Here is a 24,323-nt window from a genome sequence, read left to right on the forward strand (position 1 = left end):
AAATCCCATGCTGACCGTCCGCCCCGCCGCGATGAGCGACCTTGACGCCATGACCGACATCGAAGCGCAGTCCTTCCCGCCCGAGGAGAAGGCCACGCGCGAGAGCTTCGAGGCTCGCATGAAGGTCTTTCCCGAGTGCTTCATGCTTCTGTGCGAGGACGGCCGTCCCGTTGGTCTCATCGACGGCATGGTGACGAACGACGCGACGATCTCCGATCCGATGTTCGAGAACGCCTCCCTGCACGACCCGAAGGGCGCCTGGCAGTCGATTTTCGGCTTCTGCGTGCTTCCTGAAATGCGCGGCAGGGGCGCCGCGCCCCTGCTGATGCGCGCCTTCATCGAGAAGGCGAGGGCCGAGGGCCGCCGCGGCCTCATCCTCACCTGCAAGGAAAGGCTCATCCATTATTACGAACAGTTCGGCTTCGTCAACATGGGCGTCTCCGCTTCCGAACACGGCGGCGCCGTCTGGTACGACATGACGCTCGAATTCTGACGGCCTCCTGCTGGTCAATAACCCCTGTCTGAAGACAGAGGTTCCCGCGCCGAATTTCTATGCATCCTGAGCCCGCGGCGCACCTTCGGACGTGATGAGTGCAAATGAGGGTTTTTGAGGGGGAGTTCGAGCCAAAAGACGCTTGACGAAAGCTTCGTGCGGGCGTACCATAGTATCAACCGCAGGACACTAGGTCCCGGTTTTCAAGAGTCCGGCTCCCCATCGCCGGCATCCCGGAAGGTACCGTAAGACCTTCCCACGATAGAGCCCCGTCGGCATTGTGATCTGGACCCCGAAACTTGGACTACAAAATAAACTCCAAGTTGAGTGCGGCCGATTTTAACGCTCGCCGCTTGGCATAGCCGGGACAAGCAAGTCCCGGCTACGCCGATAGCGTATTTTATCTGGGGCGCGTCAAGGGACGACCGAACAACTTAGATCCTCCCAAAGGGCCCCTCCAACTTCTTCGGTCAACCCTTGACCCGACTCATCGCTCTCAGACCGCTGAGAACGCTCTTATTCCGCTTTAACATAACGCTGACGGTACTCGGATGGTGCGTATCCATCCAAACGCTCCTGAGGTCTCTTCGTGTTCCAATGGGCGATATAAGCCGTCAGATCGCTCTTGAAGGCGTCAAAGCTATCCCAGCACTGCCCCCTGAAGAACTCGTCCTTCATATGGCCAAATGCCTGCTCTGTTGCCGCATTGTCCAAACAGTTACCCTTGCGAGACATGCTTCGCGTGACGTTGTGCTCCTTGGTCCATTTAATCCAATCAGGATTCTGATATTGCCATCCCATATCGCTGTGAAGGATGGGACTAGCCCCAAGGGGTAACGCCTTCACCAACGCGTCGAACATCTCTTCTTGCTGATCCATGTTGGGCGATCGACTGATGGAGAAAGCCAGAATCTCATTGGAGTAAAAGTCAACGACCTGAGCGAGGTATACCTTACCGAAGGACAAAGCGAACTCTGTCACATCGGTACCGATCTTCGTGAAGGGGCAGGCTGTTTTGAAATCGCGTGCCAAGAGATTGGGAACGGTACGATTGTCGCCTTTATAAGAGCTGTACTTTCCAAACCCCTGTCGCCTAATCTTACAGATCAACCCCAATTCTCGCATTACCTTCAATACCGTCTTTTTCGCGATGACGATGTTGAACTCACGACGTAAACGCATGAAGATCTGGCGATGGCCGCAACCATTTGACGTGCGGTTGAAGATTTCCTTGACCTTCTCATGAACGTCCGGGCGTGTAGCTGCCTTCGGATGTTTACGGGCATAGTAGTAGCTCGACCGGGGCAACCCAATGATCTTCAACAGAAGATCAAGATCATGTTGCCCTGAAAGAGAATAAACGATCTCTGCTTTCTCTCGATTGCTCAGTTTCGCCAATCTTTCAGGGCCGCGACTTTTTTTAAGATGGCATTCTCCGCTTCAAGTTGCTTGATACGAAGTTCCAGCTTCTCCATGGGGGTCAACTCTTGCACGGGCTTCTGCTTGGCCCCTAACTGACGTCCCCTTTTCTTCGGTTGCAGACCTGCTTCGCCATGTTCACTATAAATCTTGCACCAACGTCGAAGAAGCTTGGGAGCAACGCCATATGCAGCCAAGATGTCTTGGTACGAGACCTGATCTTCAATGCGAGCTTTGACTGCTGCCAGCTTGGTTTCGTAGGAATATGTCGTTTTGACGGTATGTGACATTAGAAATCGAGAAACGCCCAAAATACGAATTGTAGCGCGCCAATCCCTAAGATCATGCTCATCCAGCCCAAGCTGGGTCATTATCTCTTGATAGCTTGCGCCATCCTCATAGAGCTCGAGAAACCTCAGCTTTCTAGCTTCAACTGTTCCCTTCCATTTATGTCCCATACAGATGGTCCCCAATTCTTTGTCCAAGAATCGGGGACCACATCATTGCCTCGGGGCTCTTCCATTTTGGCTCATTTTGTGCGTGATGAATGCAGATGAGTGCGAATGCGGGTATTTCCTGCCGTCTAGCTTGCGAAATCGTGCGTGTTGAGGCTTGACGGGAAGGGCTCGCGGGCGTACCATAATATCAACCGCAGGACGCAAGGTCCCGGTTTTTCAAAGTCCGGCCGCCCATCGCCGGCATCCCGGAAGGACAGCAACGCCTTCCCACGATAGAGCCCCGTCGGCATTCGCCTCGGGGCTCTTCTCTTGTGTGCTCGGCATGGGCACGTTCTAACGGGTGAAAGTCCCGAGAGGGGCCGGCAGTGGCAACCTCATAGCCAAAAGCAAGGTGTGCGTCGCGAGGCGTAGGCTGAAAGAAGCTGGAGGCAAACCCTTGAGCTGATGAACAAGAACCTCATCAGGCATACGACGGCGGATAAGCTCGCAAGGCAGAGTGAAGTCCGACAACTGCACGGAGCCGTTGGTGTAAATGAGGCAGCTGCATGAGGGAAAAGAGCGTGTTTCTTACCCGAGGAGGTCTCACGGACGCCGTTCCATTCGGAGCGTCGGAGTAAAGCTTGTCGTGAGAAGGCCATAGTACCGAGCGGGATGGTGCTCGGGAAGGGCTGAAATCAATAACAGGAGGCGTCCGACGTAGCCGACAACCCGTTTATTGCTGAAAAAATCCCGAAGGGGGACCCCTGCGGAACAGGGGAGGACCGGAGGGGAGCAAAGGGAAGAAGGACGAGAAAGAACAAACGCCGCCACATGCGAAGGCAACGAATGGTAACCCTAGAAGCCATCCTTGAACGGAACAACTTGAACCGAGCTTATAAGCAGGTCAAGGCAAACAGAGGCGGTCCGGGCGTCGACGGCATGACCGTAGACGAGCTCCTGGACTATCTGCGTGCGCACGCCGTCGAGATAGTGGAAACCGTGAAGGCGGGGAAATTCAAACCTCAGCCCGTACGCCGAGTCATGATCCCGAAGGAGGAGAAAGGCAAGTTCAGACCGTTGGAAATTCCAACTGCTGTCGATCGAGTCATCCAACAGGCGATCGCGCAGAAACTGAGCGACGAATACGAACCAGTATTCAGTTTGCACAGTCATGGCTTTCGCCCGTGCAGGAGTTGCCGGACGGCCATTGACGAGGCCCTCGATATCGCAAATCAGGGTTACGTCTGGGTCGTGGACCTCGACCTGTCGAAGTTCTTCGACACGGTCAGCCACTCCAAGCTCCTGCAACTCTTGTCGGACAAGCTCAAGGACGGACGAGTAGTCTCACTCATCCACAAGATCCTGAGAGCACCGATACAAGAAGGGGACAAGATCACGCCATGCGAAATAGGAACGCCGCAAGGCGGTCCGGTCAGCCCCGTTCTCGCCAACATCATGCTCAATGAGCTCGACCATGAGCTCGAACGCAGAGGGCACCGTTTCGTTCGGTACGCCGACGACATGATGATCTTCTGCAGGAGCAGGAAGGCGGCGGAGCGGACTCTCAGACACCTCAAGCCCTACGTGGAGGGAAAGCTGTTTCTGAAACTCAACGAACAGAAGACGAAGATCTGCCGCATGACGGATCCGAACCTGAAGTTCCTTGGGTTTGGCTGCTGGCAAAGCCGAGACGTCGTGAAAGCACGACCGCATCAGAAGTCCAAGGCCAAATGCAGACAGCGCCTGAAGGCCATTACCTCACGCAGTCGAGGCAGAAGCCTTGAAGCGTACAGGAAGGAGCTGAAGGCTTTCGTCTGCGGATGGGTCAACTATTTCGCGGAGTCGTCGATGGCGATATTCGTCAGAAGCACCGATGAATGGTTGCGCAGACGCATCCGACAGATCTACTGGAAACAGTGGAAGAAGGTTCGGACAAAGTTTGCGGCGCTCAGGAAACTGGGCCTAGACGACAAGGTGGCTTGGGAGTGGGCCGATACCCGCAAGTCGTACTGGCATACGGCAAACAGTTGGATACTCTCGACCTCGCTGACAAATGGCCGACTCCGAGAATTGGGATGGACGTGCCTGGGGGACGTCTACAAGTAGGAAGTTCTCTGAGGTTATTGATAACCGCCCACTGCGGATCCGCACGGTGGGTGGTGTGGAAGGGGCTGAGGATCAAAAGTCCTCACCCCTATCCGATTTCAGACGGCAGGAAAAAGGCCTCCGGATCCCTGGGATCAGAGGCCTTTGTCGCAGACGTCGCCTGATGGAGCTCTGAGGATCAGAGACGCTTGAGGAGGTTGACGATCATGATGATGCGTTCCTCGACGGTTTCAAGGCGCAGGAACTCGCGTTCGGAGTGAAAGCCACCACCGGCGGGGCCGCAGCCGTCGACGACGGGGATGCCGGCCTCGGCCATGTGGTTGCCGTCGGAGGCGCCGCCGGCGTCGACCCACCGGGCGTCAAAGCCCGCTTCGGAGGCGGCGTCGGTGATCTTCTCGACGAGTGCCCTGGTGTTTTCGGAAAGCGGCATGGCGGGCGAGTAGCTCAGCTGCTCGATGGTCTGCGTGACGCCCTCGACCCAGGTCTTTTCGGCGAGCGCGCGGATCTTCGAGATGAGTTCGCGGCCGTCCTCGTCGTTCCAGAAGCGCAGGTCGAGCGTCACTTCGGCGTGGTCGGAGATGATGTTGGCGCCCGTGCCGCCGTGGATGAGGCCGGGATTGACCGTCGTGCCGCGGGTCTTGTCGTCGAGCTCGTAGGCGGCGAGCGCAAGGCGCATGGCGGCGACGTTGGCGTTGCGGCCGTCCTGAGGATTGTTGCCTGCGTGCGCCGTGAGGCCCTTGAAGGTGAAGCGGATGTTGGAGGAGCCCTTGCGGGAGCGCACGAGTTCGCCGCCGGCACGCGCGGCTTCAAAGACGAGCGCGGCCTTCGCGTGCGTGGAGAGCTCGCGGAGCCATTCCTTGGAGGCGCGGGAGCCGAGCTCCTCGTCGGGATTGAAGACGCACCAGACGCTCAGACGCTCGAGGTCTTCGGGACGGGCGTTTCGGCAGGCGTAGAAGATGGCGAGCACGCCGCTCTTGCAGTCGGAGCAGCCCGGACCGTGAGCAGTCGTGCCCTCGATCGAGAAGGGGCGCGCGGCGGCCGTGCCGTCGGGGAAGACCGTGTCGAGATGGGCGTTGAAGATGACGTCGCATTCGGTCGAGCCCGGCTTGTTGCGGCAGATGAGGCCGCGGCCCGCCGTCGGGCCCAGGTCGACGAGCTCGGCCTCCCAGCCGATCGATTCGAAGTGACGCTTCATCACCTCGGCTGCGGACGTGACACCCGCACAGTTGGTCGTGCCGCAGTCGCGGTTGACGAGTTCGGCGAGGTCGCGCACGTATTCTTCAAGCATGCTCATGGATAATCCTTGTTTTCAATCCGGACTTTGGGCCCGGGCGGTTGAGTCGAATTCCAAAAGGATACCAAGTGATCCGCAGCGCCGCATCGGGATTTCCGAGAACTGGGACGGGGACGGGCCCGCAGGCGGCTGCCTGACGGGCCCTGAGAACCTTGCGAAGGCGGTCTGGCCGTCAATCAAGCCACTTTGCCTCGATGGACTTGAGTTCGCCGCGGCGATCCAGAAGGTCCCAGAGATAGTTCATCACGCGCGTGTAGTCGGGGTCGTCGACGGGCAGCATGAAGCCCATGTAGTTGACGGGCGTTAGCGGGTTTTCGAGGAAGGCGGCGTGGAGGCGCTTGTCCTTCTTCGCGTAGAGCTTCGCCTCGGCGTTTTCCGTGATCATGACGTCGCCCCTGCCTTCGGCGATGAGGCCCGGGATCTCGAAGTTCTTGTCATGGGTCGAGACTTTGGCGCGGGTGAGGTTGGCGAGCACGAAGGCCTCGTTGGTGCCGCCCGGATTCTTGATGACGCGCACGTCGGGCTGGTTGAGGTCGTCGAGCGTCCTGAACTTGTTCTTCATCTTCACGTTAACGAGCGCGACCTTGCCGAACGGCGCGTAGGCGGGCAGGAAGTCGGCGATGAGCGCGCGAGCGGGACTGCGGGTGATGCCGCCCACGGCCACGTCGAACCTGTTGTCCTTGAGGTCGGCCGCCATCTGCTTCCAGGTGGTCGGGACGAACTCGACCTTCCAGCCGTAGACCTCGGCCATCGCCTTGACGACGTCAATGTCGTGGCCCGCGTAGCCTGAATCCTCCTTCATCGCGAATGGCCTGTAGTCGCCCGGCGTGCCGACGCGAAGCGTGTTGTTCTTAACGATGTTGTCGAGTCTTTCGCCCGCTGCGGCGGGAACGGAGCCAAGGGAGGCGAGGGCTGCGATGGCGCAGGCGAAGGTCGTGAGTGCGCGTGCGTTCATGATTGTTTTGAGACGAAAAAAAAGACAGTCCGCATCCGCTGCCGGCTCGGACGAGGATGGATCGGGGCTGCGAGGGGCCGGCGCAGCCGGGATGCGGCGGGAAGGTGCGAATCCTGAGTGTCGTCAGTCAGGCGTCAGTCTGCGGCGGCCGCCTTCCTGGCGGGCTCGGAGAGAATGGCGAGACAGGCCTCGAACTCGTCCTTGGAGATGAGGAAGGACTTTTCCTCAAGCCTTTCGGAGAAGAGCTCGTGCAGGGCCTCGAGCACGACCGCTTCGGGCGTCCTGCCTTCGCGTTCGGCGATGTTGGCAAGCAGCTCGGCGTCGAAGTCGCTCAATTTGATTCTGATATCGGAAGACATGTCCGTTCCTCCAACCAAACATTTCCACTTTGCATTGTATGTAGGCGTAATGCGTTTTGGAAGGCAGTAGGTGTTCGAACCTAGGCAGAAGTGCGCAGGCGCATTGAGCGCGCAGGGCGGCGCGCGGGGCGCTGACGAGAAAAGGGGCCCGAAGCCGATTGGAGAGCTTCGGGCCCGGAAGTCGGGAGCCGCCGTTGCGGGGCGGCCCCGATGGGGAAGAGAAGTGGTTGGGAAGGTTCGTCGCCCCTTACTTGGCGACGGCTTCCTTGATGGCGTCCGCAGCGACACGGCCGGAGGTGAGGGCCCAGCCCACGTTGGCGCCGGCCGGGGAGTCGTCGCCCATCACGCCGCCGACGAGTTCACCCGCAACGTAGAGACCCGGGATGAGCTTGCCGTCCTTGGTGATGACGTTGAGCTTGTCGTTCGTGCAGAGGCCGCCCATCGTGGTGGCGAAGCGGGGACGCTGCTCGACGATGTAGTACGGGCCTTCGGCGGAGATTTCGGCCTTCATGTACTGGACCGGACGGTCGAAGTCGGCGTCCTTCTTGGCCTTGACGAAGCCGTTGTAGCGGGCGACGGTGGCCTTGAGGGCGGCGGCGTTGATGCCGGCCTTGGCGGCGACTTCTTCAACCGTGGCGCCCTTCACGAAGAGCGGAGCGGTCTTGCCGTCCTGGGCGAGGTACTTGTCGGCATCCTCATGGGAGACGCCCGTTTCAGGCAGGCGCTTGTAGAAGCCTTCCCAGGACTTCTGGTCCATGAAGACGTAGCCTTGGCCGTTGGCGTTCTGGAGCATCGGATCGAGGATGTGGCGGTTCGAGGCCTTTTCGTTCACGAAGCGCTTGCCGTCGATGTTGACGAGAATGCCGGCTTGGTCGAAGGCGCCGACGTTGGCGTAGATGGTGGACTTGGCCTTGCCCGGCGCGACTTCAATGCCGTTCGGGTAGCGCTTGCCGTATTGCATGAGCTGCGTCTTGGCGCCGAGTTCCATGGCCATGCGGTGGCCGTCGCCCGTGGAGGAGACGGGACCGTAGTAGAGCGTGGACTTGATCGGCTCGACGAGCATGTCCTTGTTGTTGCCGAAGCCGCCCGTGGTGAGCAGCGTGGCCTTGGACTTGATCGTGTACTTGACGCCGTTGTCGTCCGTGGCTTCAACGCCGATCACGCGGCCGTCCTTGTCCTGAAGGAGCTTTTCGACGCGGGTGCTGTAGAGCACCTGGGCGCCGTTGCCGGCGATGACTTCACGAAGGTGCTGGGCCATCGTCTTAGCGCCGCCTTCGAATTCAAGGGCGCGGCGGTGGGAGTACTCGGCGAGGAACGGCAGGTCGTTCGGGATGAACTTCACGCCTACCTTTTCATGCAGCCAGTCGATCGTGGCACCGACATTGTTGGCGTAGAGCGAGATCTTGGCCGGGTCGTTGAGGTTGTGGCCGTTGGCCATGAAGTCCTTGATCATGGACTCGGGAGAGTCTTCCGTGGAGCCGAAGGCCTTCTGGAGCTTGGAGCCCTGGGCGACGACCTGACCGCCGGAGATGGCGGCGGCGCCGCCGATGTACGGCATCTTCTCGACGAGGATGACGTTCATGCCGTTCATGCGGCCGCGGATCGTGGCGGACATGCCGGAACCGCCGCCGCCCACGACGACCATGTCGGTTTCAAGCGTCTTCTGGCCGCCGGTCTTCTTGACGGCGAGCGGAACGAGGTTGGCGGGATCGACGCCGGCCTGCTTGACGCAGTCGGAGACGGCTTTGCGGATGGCTTCGGTGGTGATGGTGGCGCCCGTCACGCCGTCAACGGCGGGAGACTGGGCGGCGACCATGCGGCCGGGAAGGAGTTCAACGGCCTTGGAGCCGATGCCCACGGTCTCGGACTGCTTCGTGACCTTGATGTCGGCGAGCTTGTCGGCGGTGAACGTCACTTCGACGGTGACGTCGCCGTGGATGCCGGGGGCGGTGGCCGTGTAGGTGCCGGCCTTGAAGCTCGCGGCGGAGGCGGCGGACGCAAAGGCCGCGGCAACTGCAAAGGCGATCAGAGTCTTCTTCATAATAAATTCCTGAACTTGTGATGAGTCGTAGGTTGATGAAAAAGGAGAACGTTTGTCCTTCGGATCGAAGGAGACGGGCCCGCGCCCCCGGGGGATGGAGGCGGGCGCAGGCCCGCAGGAGGAAGAGGAGCCTTACGGGTTCATGGCCTTGTGAAGCGTTTCAAGAACCCTGAGGCAGTCCTCGGCCGGGATCTGGCCCGGAGCCGAGGCCTTGCCGCCCACGCTCGCGAACGTCATGTCGCTGCCGAAGCCCTCGCCCGTGATGCGGGTGAGGACGCCTGCACGGCCCATGGCCATCGTGAGCATCGGACGGGCGGAGTGGTAGTGGCGCATCTTGGCCGTGGCGCTCATCACCGCGAGGGCGTCCTCGGGGCTGTGGGCCATGACGGCGATCTTGAGGATGTCGGCGCCGGCCTGTTCTTCGAGCATCAGGCGGCGGATGATTTCATCCTCGTCGGGCGTGAAGTTGAATTCATGATCGGAGATGATGACCTTGACGCCCTGCTTGCGGGCAAGCTTGACGAGACGGTCGATCATGGCGCGGTCACGGAAGAGCTCAAGGTCGACGATGTCGGCGCGGCCTTCCGTGAGGACGGCCTCGTAGACGCAGCCGTACCATTCGTCGTCGGCGATGAAGGGACCGCCGTCCGTGCCGTTGCGCAGCGTGACGAGCACGACCTTGTCGCCTGCGGCGGCATAGGCGTCGCGGGTAATGCGGGCGTAGTCCTTCGGATCAATCTTGCCGAGGTAGTCGATGCGGACCTCGATCACGTTGAGCGCGGGCATGTCCGCAAACTTCTTCACCGTGGCAATCAGGTCGGCTTCGGTCTTGGAGGTCGTCGGTGCAATGAGCTTCGGACGACCTTCGCCGATGCGCACGCCCTTGATGTCGATCACTTCGACGCTGCCGTTCGTCCAACCGCCGATGCGGTTCATGGTGTCGACGGGACGCGTCTTCTTGGAGAAGGCTTCGGAGGTGCTGGCCTGAGCAAGGCCCGTGTGCGCAAGAGCGGCGGTGCCGGCGGCAAGGCCCGTGATGAAGGAGCGGCGGTCCATTGTGGATGTCCTTGTGTTGCAGGTTCGCGTTGGAATGCTGAAAGTTTGGGTCGAACTGTTTTTCCGAGGAGCGGTCCGCTCTTCGGCGGACTTGAAAATGAAGTTCTGCTTCAGGTCCAAATTCTGCTAGAGTTTTCTAAAATCGCCTACCCCTGCATGGGGGTAAGCGTAAACCCTAGGGTTCTTCCTCCTCTCGGAAGCATCATGAATCCTCTCGACGTCAAGCGTTTTTCGGCTGCGGGTTTTCTTGCGGCGCTGTTCTGGACCGTGCTTTCGGGCCCGGTCGGCGCAGTCGTGCCGGGATCTTCCGGAGCGGCTCCGGACGGGCTTTCGCACCCGTCCCTGACGGCGCCCGCCGACGACACCCGCCCCGTGATGACGGTGGCCTGGCCCGACACGCTCGTCAATCCGTACGACGCCTTTACCATCCACGAGACCATCGCCGCCCTCAAGGAGAGGCTGCGCGGCTACCGCATCAGGACGGCGACCTTCGCGGCCGCCGAGAGTGCGGAGCAGCTCGAGAGGCTCAGGCCCGACTTCATCTTTGCGCGTTCGGTGTTTCCGCTCGACGCGGGCGTCTCCTCGGTGCGCATCGCCACGAGGCGCCTCAAGGGGCTCGCTGAGGCCGAGCGCGCCGTGGGCGCGGCCTTCGTCGTGAGGAGCGATTCGCACTACAGGACGCTCCGTGACCTCAAGGACCGCACGGTCTTTTCGTCTCTGCCCACGGCCATCGACGGTTGGCTTGCCGCCGAGCGCGTCTTCAGGCGCGAAGGCATCGATCCCACGCGGCTGTTTGCCAGAGTCGTGCGCCGCAACAACGACTATCCCGACGTCGTGGGCGCCATTCTCTCAGGGAGGGCCGACGTGGCGGTCGTGCCGGCATGTCTGCTCGAGACGCTCGGCGACGAGGGCCTCGCGGACGTCTCAGGCCTGAGGGTGCTCGAGAGCGAGGAGTCGAAGAGCGCGCCCGTCATTCCGTGCAGGTACTCGACGGAGCTCTATCCCGACATCAGTCTTCTGGCACTGCCGCACGCGCCGTCCGAAATGGTGCGCGACATGACGATCGCCATTCTGAGCCTCAGGAACACTGCGGGCGCCGAATGGCTCACCAACGTTTCCCACGCAGGCGTCGACGCGCTTCTCAAGGAGCTGCGCTCGGCCCCTGGGCCTATCTGAGGGACATGAGTCCCGCCGCGCTCTATGCAAGGCACAGAACCGCCTTCTGGCTGGCGGCGGGGCTTCTTCTGTTTCTCATCTTCAACGAGCTGAGGCTCGACAGGCTCGTGAGGCGCAGGACCGAGGACCTCAGGCGCTCGATGGCCGAGCAGGAAAGGCTTTCGGCGGTCGCGGCCGCCACGCGAACCCAGCTCGCGATGTTCGAGCGCAGAAGCGTCGTGCAGCAGATGTCGGGCATGATCGCCCATGAGATCAATGCGCCCGTAGGCGCGATCCGCACTTGGGCCGCCCTTGCAAGAATCAAGTGCCCGACGGCGGCGGTGGCCGATCCGGCGGCGGCCGAGGCGCTCTCCAATGCACTCTCGCGCATCGACGGCGAGGCGACGAGGATCGCCGACATCGTCTCGAGGGTCCGAAAGTATGCAAGGCGCGAGCACGAGCGCGTCGCGATCTGCGAACTCGACGCCATCGTTGAGAGCGCCGTCAGGGCCTACAGGGCCGAAGAGCGAAGCGACGCCCGCGTCCCGATCAATGTTGCAGTCGCCGAGCGCCAGGCGGGCGTCTTCGGACAGCCGCTCGAACTCGAGGTGCTCGTCCTCAACCTCGTTCGCAATGCGGCCTCCGCCGTGAGGCGCCTCGACTGCCTCAAGGGCCCCGAGGTTGCCGTCGGGGTCGAGCTCGTGAGGGCCGCGGACGGCAGGTGGCGCATCACGGTCGAGAATCCGGGGCCCGTCCTCTCGGCGCAGGTCTTCGAAAAACTCAACGCCCGCGCCGAAGGTCTTGCCTGCGAGGTGCTCGACGGCGAGGCCGACCGTGAGATTCCGGAAGGCCTCGGACTCGGACTCACGATCTGCAGGGGTATTGCCGACAGTCACGGTGCGACGCTGCGCTTCGAGGCAAGACCCGAGGGCGGCGTGCGGGCCACGGTCGAGATCGACGCGGCAGGCCCCGCAGGAGAGGACACCGAAGGCAGGAAAACCATGAAGGTGAATGAACAGGGAGAAGATGCATGAAGCGGATGATCAGGACGCCGCTCGTGAGGCTTGTCGACGACGATGATGCGTTTCGCGAGAGCTAGCGCGAGTTTCTGAAGGCCATGGGCTGGCAGGTCGAGGACTATGCGGGTGCGGCCGACCTTCTCGAGCGCGACGACCTCTCGAGGCCGGGCTGCCTCGTGCTCGACATCCGCATGCCCGGCATGACGGGCGTGGAGCTTCAGCGCAGGCTCTTTGACGCGAAATGCACGCTGCCCGTCATCTTCCTCACGGGGCACGGCGACATCACGACGGCCGTGCACACGATGAAGTACGGCGCAGCCGACTTTCTTGAAAAGCGCGGCGATCCGCTTGCGCTTGCGGGCGCCGTCGAGCGCGCCTGCGCGAAGTCGATGGCCGCAGAGAGCGATGCGGCCGAGGCGGACGACTACAGGAGGACCTTCGAGTCGCTTACACAGAGGGAGCGCGAGGTGTTCATGCTCGCCGCCGAGGGACTCACCAACAAGGACGTTGCCGAAAGGCTCGGCATCGGCGCCGAGACGGTGAAGATGCACAAGGCCAACGCCTACGCCAAGCTCGGCGTCGCAAGCGCGCTCGACGCCTACCGCTGGCTCGAGAACCTGCCTGCGGACTACAGGGCGGGCCTTGCGGGGACGGGCAAATGATGAAGGACACGAGAGGCGGCGTCATGACGCAGAGGCGCCGTCTTCTGGCGGGCGCGGGTCTTGCGGCGGCGGTGCCGGGCCGGCTTCTTGCCGCGGGCGCGCCCGACACGCTCGATCCGGGCGCCTCGGGCGTTTGGGACGTGATCGTCGCGGGCTCGGGTGCGGCGGGGCTCTCGGCTGCGGCCGCAGCTCTGGAGTCGGGCGCGGGCCACGTGCTGGTTCTTGAAAAGGGGCCGCTCGTGGGCGGACATTCGATCTATTCGAGCGGTTCGGTTTCGGCCGTGGCGCCCTCGCGCTCGCACGATCCGAACGACACGCTCGGCAGGTTCGTCGAGGATGCGCTCGAGGTCGGCGGCGACACGGGAGACGCGGCGGTGCTCGCGAAGATCGGCGAGGATTCGGCGGGCGTGCTCGACTGGCTCGAGAGCCTCGGCGTGTTCTGGAGCGAACCGTTCATCGCGTATTCGGGCAAGCAGGCCAAGAGCTACGCGATGCCGGGCAACTCGGCGGGCCGCAGCTACGTGCTTGCGCTCATGGCGCATCTGAGGCGCTTCGGCTGCAGGCTTGCGCTCTCGACGCCCGTGACGGGCTTCAGACCCGAGGGGCATGCGTGGGTTGTCGAAGTGAAATCGCCGCAGGGCGCAAGAACGCTCAGGACGCGAAGCCTTGTCATCGCCTGCGGGGGCTTCACGGCCAACGTCGAGGCGCGCATGAAGATCAATCCCCTGCTCACGCCCGACGTTCCGACGAGCGCCAATCCGGCGGGCACGGTCTTTGATGGGGCAACGGGCGAACTCATCGCGTGCGCGGGACGAAACGGCGCGTTCGTGACGACGGGCTTCGGCCTTCAGGCGCTTCCGTTCTGGGGCGGACGCCTGCTCGACTATCAGGGCGCCGACATCTACGTCGACATGCACGGCAGGCGATTCGTCAACGAGAACAGTCCCTGGAACGTGATTTCGAACGCCATTCTGTCGCTTCCCGAAAGGCGCTGCTGGGTGATCACGGACGACCGCTCCTTCAAGGGAGCGACGCTCGGCGTCAAGCTCATCAATGGCGTCGTGAGGAAGTCGGACTCGATCGACGCGATGGCGGCCGCCATGGACATCGAGCCCGTCGTGCTCGCGAGGACGATCGAGGACTACAACAGGGCGGCGGACAAGGGGTACGACGCACGCACGGGCAAGAGGCTCTTTCGCCAGAGGATCGAGCGGCCGCCCTTCTACTGGGGAGCCGAGCGCATCTACGTGCACACGACGCTCGACGGCATCAGGACGAACCGTGCGGCCGAAGTAATTGCGTCCTCGGGCGGCCTCGTGCCCGGACTCTACGCTGCCGGCGAATGCGCGGGCGGCATCTTCGGCGGCGACCGACTCGGCGGCGCAGGCATGACCGCCTGCTTCGTGATGGGACGCGAGGCTGGAAGACAGGCTGCGGCAAGAGCGAAGGAGCTCCAGGCCGCAGCGTGAGCATCCGCGCGCATGGACGCAGGGCACGGCGGAGAAGCCCGCAGGCTTCGCGCCGCGCTTTTTTGCGGCCTGCGTCAGTGAATGACGTGGCCTGCGTGCGTCTCAGGCATCGCGTGAGCGCCGTGCGTCATGTGCATGTCGTCCGAAGCCCGCCAGCCGAACTGCACGGGATCGAACATCCCGAAGACCATGGCGGCGTGGGAGAGGACGAGATAGACGACCATCGCCGCGACGGCCGAGCGTCCCTTCCAGACGGCCGTCCTGCTGCGGGCGACGAGGCCGCCTCGAGAAGGCCGACGTAGATGAACGGAAGGCCCGCGGCCACGTAGGCGAGGGCCGAAACGGCGTCGACCCAGGTGCGCCATGCGACGACCGACGAGAACTGAAGGGCCACGCAGCCCGAGAGGAGCGCGATGCCGAGCGCGGTTGCATAGGCCGAGGCCTTGTTGAAGGCGGCGAGGGCGTCGCCCTGACGCGGCTTGATGAGCAGAAGGATTTCGCTCACGACGTAGCACTCCGCGAGCAGCATCGGTGCGGCCATGAAGAGGACGAGCATGTGCCAGGAGCCCATCATGAGCTCCATATAGTGGGTCATTTCCATTTTGTGTGTCTCCGAAAAAAGAAGCTTGAGTGACGCGGACGGACGGCTGTCCGTCCGGAAGGCGTGCGGGCGCAGGGCCCGAAGCTTCAGGCTTTCGGAGGCGGAGAGTCCCTGCCGAGGATGACGCTCGTGTCGGCGGGACGGGAACCTGTGGCGGGCGGGAGGACGGAGGCGGAGTACGCAGTCCGGCACTCGGGCGCGGGCGCCGCGGGCGGCGTCACGCAGCAGAGGCGATCGGTGCAGGGCGCTTCGGGCGCCGCTGCGGAACATTCGGCCCGAACGGCCGCCTCGTGACGCGAGGCGTGTGACCCGACTGAGGCGGGTTCTCCCTGCCATGAGGCGGAGACCGCCTGCACGACGGCGGCATGATCCGGACAGGCGTGCGCACCGCAAGGCAGCGCAAGGAGCGCGGCTGCAGCGAATACGAAGGCCATTAAGCGGATCAATATTGTGAAAACGCCTCTGAAAGAATTGAAGACGGAATAGATTGTAGCTCCGATGCATTCGGGCGGCATAGGGCGAACGCAGTAGGCGGTGCGGGCGGCGGATAAAAAAAAGCGCCGTGCCCGAAGGCGCGGCGCGAGAAGGAGGGAGGCGCCTGATGACGGTGCGCCTCCTGAGGAGGCCTGCGGTTCCAAAGAGAAGAGAGACCGCAGGACTGAATCCGCCGATGCTTATCGGCTGAAGGCCTTGTCGAGCGAGATCGGAAGCGCGCGGTAGCCCATGGTGGACTTGAGCACGATTTCGACGGACGGTTCCGTGGAACCCCACTTGAACTCGTTGATGACGGGGTTCGGGCTCACGCTCTTAAACTGCTTCATGTTGAGCGAGGCGGTGGCCGAGTAGACGAAGACGGAGTTCTTGTCGGCCTGGTATTCGGTCACGGAGGTAATCGGGCTGTACCATTCGAAGCCGCGTTCCTTGCCGTATTCCCAGACCTGCTCGATGGTCATCTTCTTCTGGTCGATCCTGTAGATCACGGCGCGGGAGTACTTCATTTCAGGCAGCGCCGGCTGTTCCATGCCGCGTGCATCACCGTTGTCGAAGACGGAGAGGTAGAAGACGTCCTTGTCGGACTTGGAGTCGATGCGCCAGCCGGTGTGCTGCGTCCAGGTCCAGTCGAAGCCGCCCTCGCACTTGGAGCCTTCGCACTTGAGCGGCTTGCCGTTCTTGTCGATCGGCGTGAGAAGCTTGTCCTGGAACTCCTTCTTCCAGCCTTCATGCGAGCCGACGATCCACTTCACCTTCTTGTCGCGGCCGATCTTGATGAGGGCCGACTGGTGGCGGGAGGAGATGATGATCGAGTCGTCTGACGGGTCATAGTCGACGGAGTTGACGTGGGCCCAGTTGCGGCCCGGACCGACGCCCGCGATGTCGCCGAACTGATTGTTCGTATCCATCTTCGCGAGTTCTTCGGCGGAGAGCGTCTGGCCGGACTTGGAGGCGTCGACGTTGAGGCACACGGCGCCCTGGTCCATCGCCTTGATGACGTTGTCGCGATACGGGTCGAGGATGTCGAAGAGACGGAAGTCGTCGACGGCGCAGCCGTTCTGGTCGACCTCAAGGATCACGTCGCGGACCGTGTGGACGCGCTTGCCGTCGGGACGGCGGTAGTCGGCCGAGGAAACGCGCAGGAAGTAGTGGCCGTTCTGGGCCGGGTCCATGGCGTGCGAGAAGTCCGCGTAGCCGGCGGGCAGGCGGCGGTTGAAGACCTCGCGGCCCATCAGGTCGTACTTGGCGTAGCGCTGGCCGTAGCCGAAGGTGAGGAAGCCGTCGTCGGCCTGATGGAAGCCCATCATGATGCCGGACTTGTAGATGTTCTCGGGATCGTAGATCGGCGAGACGAACATGTACCAGCGGACGTCGCCCGCCGTGTCGATCACGGCGTTCTGCGGATAGTAGACCCACTCGAGGGCGCCGCCCATCGGATTGTTCCATGTCGTGCGTGCGACGTTGCCGCCCGAAGGCAGGAAGTTGTTGATGAAGTAGAGGCGGTCCTTGAATTCGGGCGCAACCTTCTTCACTTCGGTTTCGAACATGGCGTGGTGCTGGGCGGCCGTGCCGTTCGTCTCAGTGTGGATCCCGGGCGCGTAGATGCGGTAGACCTCGTTTTCGACGCGGGTTTCCTTCGTGCCGTCGACGAGCGTGTAAGACACCTCGACCGTGTTGTTGTAGTCGGGATAGAGGCCGAAGACCGGGATGCCCGCATGGGTGCGCAGCTGAACATCGCTCACGTTGTACTTGATTTCGGCGCCGCCGTGCTTGGGAACGATGCGGACCGCGGCATCCTTGAGCTGGTAGCCGCCGTTGCGGATGACGGCCGTGAGCGGCGCGATCTTGTACGGGTTCGTGATGACTTCGCCGATCTTGCCCTGGACGGCGTACTGGACGTTTGGGCCGGAGCCGCCGCCCGAGGCGGAGGCGGTGCCCGGAAGAATGCAGGCGGCGGCAACGGCCGCGGCGGCGAGCTTCAGTGTGAAGGACTTCATGAGGAAACTCCTTTGGATCCCTGGTCGGGGAGATGAAAGCGTGGTTTTGTCTTCTGGCGCGGACGTACTTTAGGTCGCGGCATTCTCTGCCGGGAGGCTGTCGCGCCATGGCTGTAAGGTTAGAGAAGACCGGAATTTCCAACCATTGTGAATTTCAGACGTGTTCAGGTCATATTTGACGAATGGAACCGTTCAAAAATGAGAAAAGAACCGAGGGAACCTCTCGACCGCGACCATTTGCTTCTCTTCAGGACGCTCTGCGCGCCGCACAACCTTCAGCGGGCCGTCTCGCAGCTCGGCATGCCGCAGGCGACGGCGTCGCGCTCGCTCACGAAGCTTCGCGAGGCCTTTGAGGACGAGCTCTTCACGCGATGCTCGGGCGGCCTCACGCCCACGCCAAAGGCGCTCGCGCTCGAGCCGAAGGTGGCGGCCGTGATCGCAAGCTTCGAGGACCTCTTCGTCGAGGAGACCGTCGATCCCGCGAGTCTGGTGCGCGAATTCAGGATCGCGTGCGCGGATCATGCGATGTTCTACATCGGGCCCGCCGTCACGCTCGCTTCCAGAACGGCGCCGGGCGTCACGTTCAGGCTCTCGCCCAACGGAGACGACTGGGTCGTGGAGCTCCAGAAAGGCGATCTGGACTTCCTAAACAACCTCGCCACTGAAGTGGGAGGCTTCCTGCGGCTGTTTCTGTGATCTTTCCCATCGAGCGCGCGCCCGAAGGCTGCGCATGCCTGCCGCTTTCGTCGTGCAGGAGCGTGCTCGTCGTGCGAAGCGGTCATTCGCTGGCCCGAAGGTTCGACGAGGCGGGCGCACTCACGCTCGAAGAGTGTCTTGCGCACAGATACGTGGAAGTCCGACCGGGCCCCGAATGGGTGCTTAGGGCAATGGACGCGTCGGTTTCCGAGGCCTGGATCGCAAGGCCGCGTGCGGTGAGAACGCCGTACTTCTTCAGCGCCGTGCAGATGGTGAGGCGTTCCGACCTCTGCTTGACCTGTTCCGAGACGCTTGCGCGTGAAGTCGCGGGCACGGATGAATTCAGGATTCTGCCGCTTCCCGAGGAGTGTTCGAAGAAATGGGTTCCGAAGCTCGTCTGGCACGAGCGCGGACATCGGGATCCCGCCATGCAGTGGCTGAGGAGCGTGATCACCTCGCTCGTGCACGAGCAGGATTCGGGTCGGTGAGGAAAGAGCTGCAGATGGAAATGAAGGGCCGGTTCCGTGAAGAACCGACCCCTTTCCGTACGTCTGCCTGCCGGGCCGTTGGAGGAGCGTGGGTCCGGCCGGGCGGGCGTGCATGCATGCGGCGGAGAAGTCCGCATGCGTGAGGTCGATGCCGGGCGCCGTGAGGAGAGAGGACGGCGCCCGGCACTTCTCAGTCGTGAGACCTGGAGGTCTCGTCAGGCGACTTCCTTCGCGGCGTTTTCGCCGGCGATCTGGCCGAAGACGAAGCAGTCGAGAACGGCGTTGCCGCCGACGCGGTTCGTGCCGTGGATGCCGCCCGTGATTTCGCCTGCGGCGTAGAGGCCCGGAATGACCTTGCCTTCCCAGTCAAGGGCCTGAGCCTTGACGTTGGTGTTGATGCCGCCCATCGTGTGATGGACCGTCATGCCGGTGTAGCAGGCCCAGAAGGGACCGTCCTCGATGCGCTTGGTGAGGTTGACGGGCTGCTTGTGGAAGTCGTCGTCGCGGCCGTTCTTGACGAAGACCTCGTTGTAGCGCTTGATCGTCTTCTCGAGGCCGGCGGGATCGACGCCCATCTTTTCGGCGAGTTCGCGGATTGTCGGGGCCGTCCAGGCCTCGTTGATCTTGATGCCTTCCATGATGGCCTTGCGGTTGACCGCGTCGTAGCTCATGAAGTTCGTGTTGTCGCAGACCGTGTAGCCGTAGCGTTCCGGCGTGCCGAGCACGGCGTCGCGGATCACGTCGCGGCGTTCGCCTTCGTTGACGATGCGGTTGCCGCGCTTGTCGACGTAGATGGAGCCGTTGACGTTGAAGTTGAGGAGAAGCTTCATCTTCTTGCCGGCGGGAGCACCCGGAGTCGACTGGATGAAGTCCATGCCGACGAGGTAGGCGCCGACGCGCACGGCGGCCATAGCGACTTCGCCCGTGGAGCCGGGGAGGTTGTCGGTGCCGAGCCCCTTGACGCGCGGGTCATGCAGCTCGCGCAGGTAGCGGTTGCCGGAGAAGCCGCCGGCGGCGAGAACGACCGCCTTCGTGGCGCGGATGAAGCGGGCGGGGCCCTTGGCGGGCTGGACCTTGACGCCGATCACGCGGCCCGCAAACTGCTCTTCGCGGATGATTTCGGTCACGCCGAGGCCCGTGCGGACCTGAACGCCGAGTTCCTTGGTAGCCTTCGTGAGGACGGTGCCGTAGCCCTGGCCCTTCGGAAGCGCAGGGATGTGCGAGCGCGGATAGAGCGCGCCGAAGATCTGGATGACGTTGTCCTTGAACTTCATGCCGAGGGATTCGAGCCAGGTGATGGCGCCGTAGGCGTTGTCGCAGAGGACCTTGACGCGTTCGGGATCGCCGCGGAAGTCGCCGGCAGCGAGCGTCTGCTTCATGTGGTTTTCGGGCGAGTCCTTGATGCCCTGGCGCGGCTGGCGCACGGGGTCGGCGGCGTTGATGAAGCCCTGGGCGATGAGCGTGTTGCCGCCCGTGAAGGCGAGCTTCTCGAGGACGAGGATGTCCTTGGCGCCAGTCTGGGCGGCCTTGACGGCGGCGGCCATGCCGGCGCCGCCCGCGCCCACGACGACGATTTCGTGGGTTTCGTCCCATTTGAGGTCGTTGCGGCACTGTGCGGATGCGGCGCCCGAGAAGGCGGCTGCGGCGGTGCCGATGCCTGCGGCGGCGAGCATGCGGCGGCGGGTGAGATTCGCGGTCATGATGTTTCTCCTGCTGGAGCGAAGCAGCGGGTGGTCTTGTTCGACGGGGCCCCTTCTGGGGACCCCGAAGCCCGCGGGCTGCGCTCGGTTTGTCATGACTGCATTGTCGGCCGACGGATTACGCGCGTAACTCGGAAAAGGTCAACGGGAGGCGATTTCGTCCCGTGCGTGAAGAAGAGAGCGGCGGGCGGCGGCGAAGAACGGCGGGGCCGGCCTCATCTGCCGATGAGGCGCATGATGTCGGGCAGCATGGCCTCGAGGACCTTGCCCGAATGAATTCCGAACTTCCGGTAGATTTTGGCGCGGTGGCCCTGCACGGTGCGCTCAGAGATGCCGAGCTCGGAGGCGATGCGCGCGTCGCTGCGGCCGAGCGAGATGAGTTCGAGCAGATGTCTTTCCCGGTCGCTCAGGGCCTTGGCGCCCGCCTTGAGGAGCTCGGCCGAGAGGCCTTCGCGGCGCAGGCGGTCCTTGTGCACGGCCGAGGAGATGGCGGCGAGGAGCTTCTCGTCGTCGACGGGCTTGAGCAGAAAGTCGACCGCGCCGCGCTTGAGGCTCTGGATCGCGGTGTCGAGGTCGCCGTGGCCCGTGAGGAAGATGACGGGCAGCTCAATCCCGCGCTCCTCCATCGCCTGCTGAAGTTCGAGGCCGCTCATGCCCGGCATGCGCACGTCGAGGACGAGGCAGCCGGGAGAGTCCATATTCTCGACAAGGAACTCCCGCGCGCTCGCGTAGCTCACGCATCGCCAGCCTTCGATCTCGAGCATCAGGGATAGTGCGGCGCGCACGTCGGGCTCGTCGTCGACGAGGCGGATGAGTGCCGAGTCGCGCTCGGCGGGATCGAATTCGGATTCGGTCATGGCAGATTTCCGTAGTTTTCATGCAGAGGCGCTTCGCTTCGGGCGGGCATCGTCAGCGTGACGGCGAGTCCGCCGCCGTCCCTTGCGGTGCGGGCCGAGAAGGCGAGCGTGGCGAGGTGGGCCTCGGCGATCGACTTGCAGATCATGAGTCCGAGTCCGAGGCCCGAGGACTTGGAGCTTGCGAGCGGACGTCCGATCTCGGCGAGCGCTTCGGGCGTGAGAAGCGCGCCCGTGTTGGCGACGGTGAGGCGTACGGCGGTGCCTTCATCTGCCGCGTCGAGCGTGATGAAGAGGCCGTAGGGACGGCCTCCGGAGGCTTGCGCGGGCTCGGGCGCCGAGAGTACCGCCTCCTGGGCGTTCTTTACGAGATTGATGACGAGGACCCGAAGCTCCACGGCGTCGCCCGAGACGATGAGGTCGGGGCGGATGTCCGCGGCGACGGGCACCTTGAGGCGGTCGGACTTCGTCATGTCGGCGAGGCACTCGGAGAGGAGTGCGGGCAGGTCGACGGGGAGGTCGCGCCTGGCGCCCTCTCTGGCGTAGCTTCTCACGCGGTCGATGATCGCGCCCGCTTTGTCGAGCTCGGCCGACATGCCCGAGAGGCAGCGTTCGGCGAGCACCGGGTCGGGTGCGCCGCGGCGCATGAGCGTGCGCATGCCGCGCAGGTAGCAGCGAACGGCCGAGAGCGGCTGGCAGAGTTCGTGCGCGAACATCGAGCTCAGCTGCCCGACAATGCCCGCGCGCTGCAGGCTGTCGAGCCTCGCGCCCGTCTCGCGCACCTGTTCGCGGGCGGCCTTTTCGCGCTCGAGTGCGGCGCTGAGGTCGGCGGTGCGGCGCCTGACGAGCTTCTCGAGTCTTGCGAAGTGCAGGATCCAGGCGGCGAGAAAGCCGAGGAGCAGGAGGACGCCGCCTCTGGCCTCGTTCCAGACCCGCTCGAGCGTCCAGTGGTTGAGATAGGCGAAGGGGCCGGCCTTGAGCGAGCGGAAGAGGTCGTTGACGCGGTCGAACTCGGTCGCGATCGAGACGGTGAAGCCGCCCGGCGTCATGTCGGGCCTGAGGTTGAGCAGGAGCATGGCGACATGCTTCGTGATGACGGGCGGCGTGTGCGGCACGCTCGCGATCGTCCATCCCGGATACATGTCCGTCGAGTAGCGGCAGCCGAGCGCCTCGGCGCGAAGGCCGGGCTTGTCGTTGACGACGGTCCAGCGGCCCGCGAACTCGGGATGGCGCTCCGTGATGGCCTCGGGCATGCAGGCGCGAAGAAGACCTGCGTCGGCGCGTCCCTCGACGACCGCGCGCAGGACCTCGACGGGATGGTTGTCGGTTTCGGTGACGGCGCTGAAGAATTTGTCGGGCCTGAAGCCTGCGGCGGCGATCTCGCCCATGTTGAGCATGTATGTCATGAAGTTCGCGCGGCTCGTCGTGACGGCCGTCATGCCTTCGAGGCTCGCGAGGTCCGTGATGTCGGGTCGCCCGCTCCTGACGACGATCACGCCCGCAACGCAGCGGTTCGGATCGGGAAAGGCTCTGGATGTGATGGTGCCGATGTCGCGCGCGCCCATCGGACGCATCTGCACGAAGAAGCCGGAGCTGCCGAGAAAGAACTCGACCTCGCCTTTTCTCGCCGCTTCGGAGAGCGCTTCGGTCGTGTAGAAGCGCGGAACGATCCGGAGACCGGGCGAATTTTCCTGCAGATGGCGGACGATCGTTTCCTGAATGTTTTCGCGCCTGCTCAGGTAGGATGCCTCCGACTCGAAGTCAAGCAGGCCGATGCGCACGACGGTGCGGGCCTCGCTGCGGAGCGGGGCGTCGGGCTCGATCGTGGCGGACGGTGCTGCAAGGGCCGCGCCGAGCGGAACGAGGAGTGCTGCAGAAAGGAGGCAAAAGGCTTTCATGAGGGAGGTGAAGGCGAAATCCCGTTCAGGACGAGGCGCGGACGCAGCCCGAAACGATTGATTGTGCTGCAGGAATTCTACGCGACGCGCGAGACGATCATGCCGAATTCGCCGGCGTGTTTCAGAGGACGGTGAGGCCGGGGCTCAGACAGGATGATGCCGTCTGCGGCGTCGAGGCGGCCGCATGGCTGCGGTCGTGCAGGGACGTCGTCGGGATCAATGTGCGATATAGTTAGGTCACCTGAACAGACACATGAGAGACACGCAGATGGCCTCCACCACCGAGTATGAAGACGAGAGGATCAACCTCTCGAAGGACGCCCCGAAACAGGCTCGTCCCCGCAAGAAGATCCTCGTGCCGCCCAAGCCGCATGAGAAGCGCTACTCGAGCTTCAACAAGCCGCAGATCACGCTCGATACGGAAACGACGGGTCTTGATCCCGACAAGGGCGACCGTATTCTCGAGATCGGCTGCGTGAGGCTCAACGGCCGCGAGATCTCGCTTGATCCCGACGACTATCTGCAGATCTACATTAATCCCGAGCGCGACATTCCCGAGGAGACGACGGCCATTCACGGCATCACGAACGAGAAGGTGAAGGACTGTCCCGTCTTTGCGGACATCGTGGACGAGTTCCTCGACTTCGTCTCCGACACGGAGCTGCTCATTCACAACGCGAAGTTCGACGTGGGCTTCATCAACATGGAGCTTGAGCGTCTCGGCAGGGGCAGGCTCGAGGACTACGTCGCGCAGATCACGGACACGCTTGAGATCGCCCGCGAGATGTATCCCGGCCGCCGCGTGAGCCTTGACGGCCTGTGCCTGATGCACAAGATCGACAACTCCGCCCGCGTGTTCCACGGCGCACTGCTCGACAGCCAGCTTCTTGCCGAAGTGTATCTGACGATGACCCGAGGCCAGGGCGAGATCGACCTCGACAACTGGGGCGACGCGGTCGAGATTCCGCCCGAGATCATCGCCCGCCTGACCATGCCCGAGCCCTCGCCCGAGGAGCTTGCCGAGCACGAGAAGATGCTCGACAAGGCCGACAAGCAGTGCAAGGCGACCTGCGCATGGCGCAAGGCGCTCGGCATCGGCGTCGAGGAGAAGGCGTCGTAGGCTTCGCCGCCT

Annotated in this window: 21 protein-coding genes and 1 pseudogene; 9 read left to right on the plus strand and 13 right to left on the minus strand. The window is 63.0% G+C overall.

What is annotated here, in order from left to right; translation table 11 throughout:
- Nucleotides 1-7: 7 nt before the first annotated feature.
- The gene (locus tag HMPREF9465_RS10720) at nt 8-493 is read left to right on the plus strand and encodes a GNAT family N-acetyltransferase (protein WP_005436872.1); all 486 of its coding nucleotides are present in this window, start codon (nt 8-10) and stop codon (nt 491-493) included.
- Nucleotides 494-1,009: 516 nt separating this feature from the next.
- Here the strand turns inward: HMPREF9465_RS10720 and HMPREF9465_RS10725 are convergent.
- Both HMPREF9465_RS10725 and HMPREF9465_RS10730 read right to left on the minus strand, forming a co-directional pair.
- On the minus strand, nt 1,010-1,891 hold the full coding sequence (locus HMPREF9465_RS10725) for an IS3 family transposase (protein ID WP_147645179.1): 882 nt from the start codon (nt 1,889-1,891) through the stop codon (nt 1,010-1,012).
- Entirely contained in the window at nt 1,879-2,370 is a 492-nt protein-coding gene (locus tag HMPREF9465_RS10730; RefSeq protein ID WP_038006001.1) for a helix-turn-helix domain-containing protein, read from the minus strand. The genes HMPREF9465_RS10725 and HMPREF9465_RS10730 overlap by 13 nt, the downstream gene beginning before the upstream one ends.
- An 825-nt stretch (nt 2,371-3,195) precedes the next feature.
- On the opposite strand from HMPREF9465_RS10730, the gene ltrA reads away from it, so the two are divergent.
- Nucleotides 3,196-4,455: a group II intron reverse transcriptase/maturase gene (gene ltrA, locus HMPREF9465_RS10735; protein ID WP_005436873.1), complete on the plus strand. Its 1,260-nt coding sequence runs from the start codon at nt 3,196-3,198 to the stop codon at nt 4,453-4,455.
- Nucleotides 4,456-4,633: 178 nt separating this feature from the next.
- Here the strand turns inward: ltrA and HMPREF9465_RS10740 are convergent, their stop codons facing one another.
- From HMPREF9465_RS10740 to aroD, 5 genes are all read right to left on the minus strand, one after another.
- Complete coding sequence (locus tag HMPREF9465_RS10740) at nt 4,634-5,749, minus strand: M20 family metallopeptidase (RefSeq protein WP_005436876.1); 1,116 nt, start codon at nt 5,747-5,749, stop codon at nt 4,634-4,636.
- Nucleotides 5,750-5,921: 172 nt separating this feature from the next.
- The gene (locus HMPREF9465_RS10745; protein WP_005436877.1) at nt 5,922-6,704 is read right to left on the minus strand and encodes a transporter substrate-binding domain-containing protein; all 783 of its coding nucleotides are present in this window, start codon (nt 6,702-6,704) and stop codon (nt 5,922-5,924) included.
- A 134-nt stretch (nt 6,705-6,838) separates the two neighbouring features.
- Nucleotides 6,839-7,063, minus strand: a complete 225-nt coding sequence (locus tag HMPREF9465_RS10750) for a hypothetical protein (RefSeq protein WP_005436879.1) — start codon at nt 7,061-7,063, stop codon at nt 6,839-6,841.
- A 247-nt stretch (nt 7,064-7,310) separates the two neighbouring features.
- The gene (locus HMPREF9465_RS10755) at nt 7,311-9,104 is read right to left on the minus strand and encodes an FAD-dependent oxidoreductase (protein WP_005436881.1); all 1,794 of its coding nucleotides are present in this window, start codon (nt 9,102-9,104) and stop codon (nt 7,311-7,313) included.
- Nucleotides 9,105-9,236: 132 nt separating this feature from the next.
- Nucleotides 9,237-10,160, minus strand: coding sequence for a type I 3-dehydroquinate dehydratase (gene aroD, locus HMPREF9465_RS10760; protein WP_005436883.1), 924 nt, complete (start codon nt 10,158-10,160; stop codon nt 9,237-9,239).
- A 204-nt stretch (nt 10,161-10,364) separates the two neighbouring features.
- Here aroD and HMPREF9465_RS12545 point away from each other — a divergent pair, with 204 nt between their 5' ends.
- The 4 genes from HMPREF9465_RS12545 (at nt 10,365) to HMPREF9465_RS10775 (ending at nt 14,465) form a co-directional block, all read left to right on the plus strand.
- Nucleotides 10,365-11,336 (plus strand): phosphate/phosphite/phosphonate ABC transporter substrate-binding protein, encoded by a 972-nt coding sequence (locus HMPREF9465_RS12545; RefSeq protein WP_005436885.1) that lies wholly within the window; start codon nt 10,365-10,367, stop codon nt 11,334-11,336.
- Complete coding sequence (locus tag HMPREF9465_RS12550) at nt 11,261-12,349, plus strand: ATP-binding protein (protein WP_081579502.1); 1,089 nt, start codon at nt 11,261-11,263, stop codon at nt 12,347-12,349. Before HMPREF9465_RS12545 ends, HMPREF9465_RS12550 begins: the two co-directional genes overlap by 76 nt.
- A 74-nt stretch (nt 12,350-12,423) precedes the next feature.
- Nucleotides 12,424-12,996 (plus strand): response regulator transcription factor, encoded by a 573-nt coding sequence (locus HMPREF9465_RS10770; protein WP_331270990.1) that lies wholly within the window; start codon nt 12,424-12,426, stop codon nt 12,994-12,996.
- Complete coding sequence (locus HMPREF9465_RS10775) at nt 12,993-14,465, plus strand: FAD-binding protein (protein ID WP_005436892.1); 1,473 nt, start codon at nt 12,993-12,995, stop codon at nt 14,463-14,465. Before HMPREF9465_RS10770 ends, HMPREF9465_RS10775 begins: the two co-directional genes overlap by 4 nt.
- Nucleotides 14,466-14,539: 74 nt before the next feature.
- Here HMPREF9465_RS10775 and HMPREF9465_RS10780 read toward each other — a convergent pair.
- From HMPREF9465_RS10780 to HMPREF9465_RS10790, 3 genes and pseudogenes are all read right to left on the minus strand, one after another.
- Nucleotides 14,540-15,066, minus strand: a pseudogene (locus HMPREF9465_RS10780) (DUF6803 family protein).
- 86 nt (nt 15,067-15,152) lie between these two features.
- Nucleotides 15,153-15,500 (minus strand): hypothetical protein, encoded by a 348-nt coding sequence (locus HMPREF9465_RS13325; RefSeq protein WP_147645359.1) that lies wholly within the window; start codon nt 15,498-15,500, stop codon nt 15,153-15,155.
- Nucleotides 15,501-15,740: 240 nt separating this feature from the next.
- The gene (locus HMPREF9465_RS10790) at nt 15,741-17,555 is read right to left on the minus strand and encodes an aryl-sulfate sulfotransferase (RefSeq protein ID WP_005436897.1); all 1,815 of its coding nucleotides are present in this window, start codon (nt 17,553-17,555) and stop codon (nt 15,741-15,743) included.
- 198 nt (nt 17,556-17,753) lie between these two features.
- Between HMPREF9465_RS10790 and HMPREF9465_RS10795 the strand changes: the two genes are divergently transcribed.
- Both HMPREF9465_RS10795 and HMPREF9465_RS10800 read left to right on the plus strand, forming a co-directional pair.
- Nucleotides 17,754-18,251 (plus strand): LysR family transcriptional regulator, encoded by a 498-nt coding sequence (locus HMPREF9465_RS10795; RefSeq protein ID WP_005436899.1) that lies wholly within the window; start codon nt 17,754-17,756, stop codon nt 18,249-18,251.
- Nucleotides 18,248-18,739, plus strand: coding sequence for a LysR substrate-binding domain-containing protein (locus HMPREF9465_RS10800; protein WP_038007718.1), 492 nt, complete (start codon nt 18,248-18,250; stop codon nt 18,737-18,739). Before HMPREF9465_RS10795 ends, HMPREF9465_RS10800 begins: the two co-directional genes overlap by 4 nt.
- 215 nt (nt 18,740-18,954) lie before the next feature.
- On the opposite strand, the gene HMPREF9465_RS10805 is transcribed toward HMPREF9465_RS10800, so the two are convergent.
- The 3 genes from HMPREF9465_RS10805 to HMPREF9465_RS10815 all read right to left on the minus strand — a co-directional run bounded on the left by HMPREF9465_RS10805 (nt 18,955) and on the right by HMPREF9465_RS10815 (nt 23,191).
- The gene (locus HMPREF9465_RS10805; protein ID WP_005436902.1) at nt 18,955-20,439 is read right to left on the minus strand and encodes a flavocytochrome c; all 1,485 of its coding nucleotides are present in this window, start codon (nt 20,437-20,439) and stop codon (nt 18,955-18,957) included.
- 215 nt (nt 20,440-20,654) lie between these two features.
- The gene (locus HMPREF9465_RS10810; protein WP_005436904.1) at nt 20,655-21,296 is read right to left on the minus strand and encodes a response regulator transcription factor; all 642 of its coding nucleotides are present in this window, start codon (nt 21,294-21,296) and stop codon (nt 20,655-20,657) included.
- A complete protein-coding gene (locus HMPREF9465_RS10815; RefSeq protein ID WP_005436906.1) occupies nt 21,293-23,191 on the minus strand; it encodes a sensor histidine kinase in 1,899 nt (632 codons plus the stop codon). Before HMPREF9465_RS10815 ends, HMPREF9465_RS10810 begins: the two co-directional genes overlap by 4 nt.
- Nucleotides 23,192-23,444: 253 nt before the next feature.
- Between HMPREF9465_RS10815 and dnaQ the strand changes: the two genes are divergently transcribed.
- The gene (gene dnaQ, locus HMPREF9465_RS10820; protein WP_231289390.1) at nt 23,445-24,311 is read left to right on the plus strand and encodes a DNA polymerase III subunit epsilon; all 867 of its coding nucleotides are present in this window, start codon (nt 23,445-23,447) and stop codon (nt 24,309-24,311) included.
- Nucleotides 24,312-24,323 lie beyond the last annotated feature (12 nt).

This window comes from Sutterella wadsworthensis 2_1_59BFAA, from assembly GCF_000297775.1.
Classification (GTDB): Bacteria; Pseudomonadota; Gammaproteobacteria; order Burkholderiales; family Burkholderiaceae_F; genus Sutterella; species Sutterella wadsworthensis_A.

Bases quoted from the DNA above. Each gene is read 5' to 3' on its own strand.
- HMPREF9465_RS10720 (WP_005436872.1), top strand. From the start codon at position 8: ATGCTGACCGTCCGCCCCGCCGCGATGAGCGACCTTGACGCCATGACC.
- HMPREF9465_RS10730 (WP_038006001.1), bottom strand. From the start codon at position 2,370: ATGGGACATAAATGGAAGGGAACAGTTGAAGCTAGAAAGCTGAGGTTT.
- ltrA (WP_005436873.1), top strand. From the start codon at position 3,196: ATGGTAACCCTAGAAGCCATCCTTGAACGGAACAACTTGAACCGAGCT.
- HMPREF9465_RS10740 (WP_005436876.1), bottom strand. From the start codon at position 5,749: ATGAGCATGCTTGAAGAATACGTGCGCGACCTCGCCGAACTCGTCAAC.
- HMPREF9465_RS10745 (WP_005436877.1), bottom strand. From the start codon at position 6,704: ATGAACGCACGCGCACTCACGACCTTCGCCTGCGCCATCGCAGCCCTC.
- HMPREF9465_RS10750 (WP_005436879.1), bottom strand. From the start codon at position 7,063: ATGTCTTCCGATATCAGAATCAAATTGAGCGACTTCGACGCCGAGCTG.
- HMPREF9465_RS10755 (WP_005436881.1), bottom strand. From the start codon at position 9,104: ATGAAGAAGACTCTGATCGCCTTTGCAGTTGCCGCGGCCTTTGCGTCC.
- aroD (WP_005436883.1), bottom strand. From the start codon at position 10,160: ATGGACCGCCGCTCCTTCATCACGGGCCTTGCCGCCGGCACCGCCGCT.
- HMPREF9465_RS12545 (WP_005436885.1), top strand. From the start codon at position 10,365: ATGAATCCTCTCGACGTCAAGCGTTTTTCGGCTGCGGGTTTTCTTGCG.
- HMPREF9465_RS12550 (WP_081579502.1), top strand. From the start codon at position 11,261: ATGGCTCACCAACGTTTCCCACGCAGGCGTCGACGCGCTTCTCAAGGA.
- HMPREF9465_RS10775 (WP_005436892.1), top strand. From the start codon at position 12,993: ATGATGAAGGACACGAGAGGCGGCGTCATGACGCAGAGGCGCCGTCTT.
- HMPREF9465_RS13325 (WP_147645359.1), bottom strand. From the start codon at position 15,500: ATGGCCTTCGTATTCGCTGCAGCCGCGCTCCTTGCGCTGCCTTGCGGT.
- HMPREF9465_RS10790 (WP_005436897.1), bottom strand. From the start codon at position 17,555: ATGAAGTCCTTCACACTGAAGCTCGCCGCCGCGGCCGTTGCCGCCGCC.
- HMPREF9465_RS10795 (WP_005436899.1), top strand. From the start codon at position 17,754: ATGAGAAAAGAACCGAGGGAACCTCTCGACCGCGACCATTTGCTTCTC.
- HMPREF9465_RS10805 (WP_005436902.1), bottom strand. From the start codon at position 20,439: ATGACCGCGAATCTCACCCGCCGCCGCATGCTCGCCGCCGCAGGCATC.
- HMPREF9465_RS10810 (WP_005436904.1), bottom strand. From the start codon at position 21,296: ATGACCGAATCCGAATTCGATCCCGCCGAGCGCGACTCGGCACTCATC.
- HMPREF9465_RS10815 (WP_005436906.1), bottom strand. From the start codon at position 23,191: ATGAAAGCCTTTTGCCTCCTTTCTGCAGCACTCCTCGTTCCGCTCGGC.
- dnaQ (WP_231289390.1), top strand. From the start codon at position 23,445: ATGAGAGACACGCAGATGGCCTCCACCACCGAGTATGAAGACGAGAGG.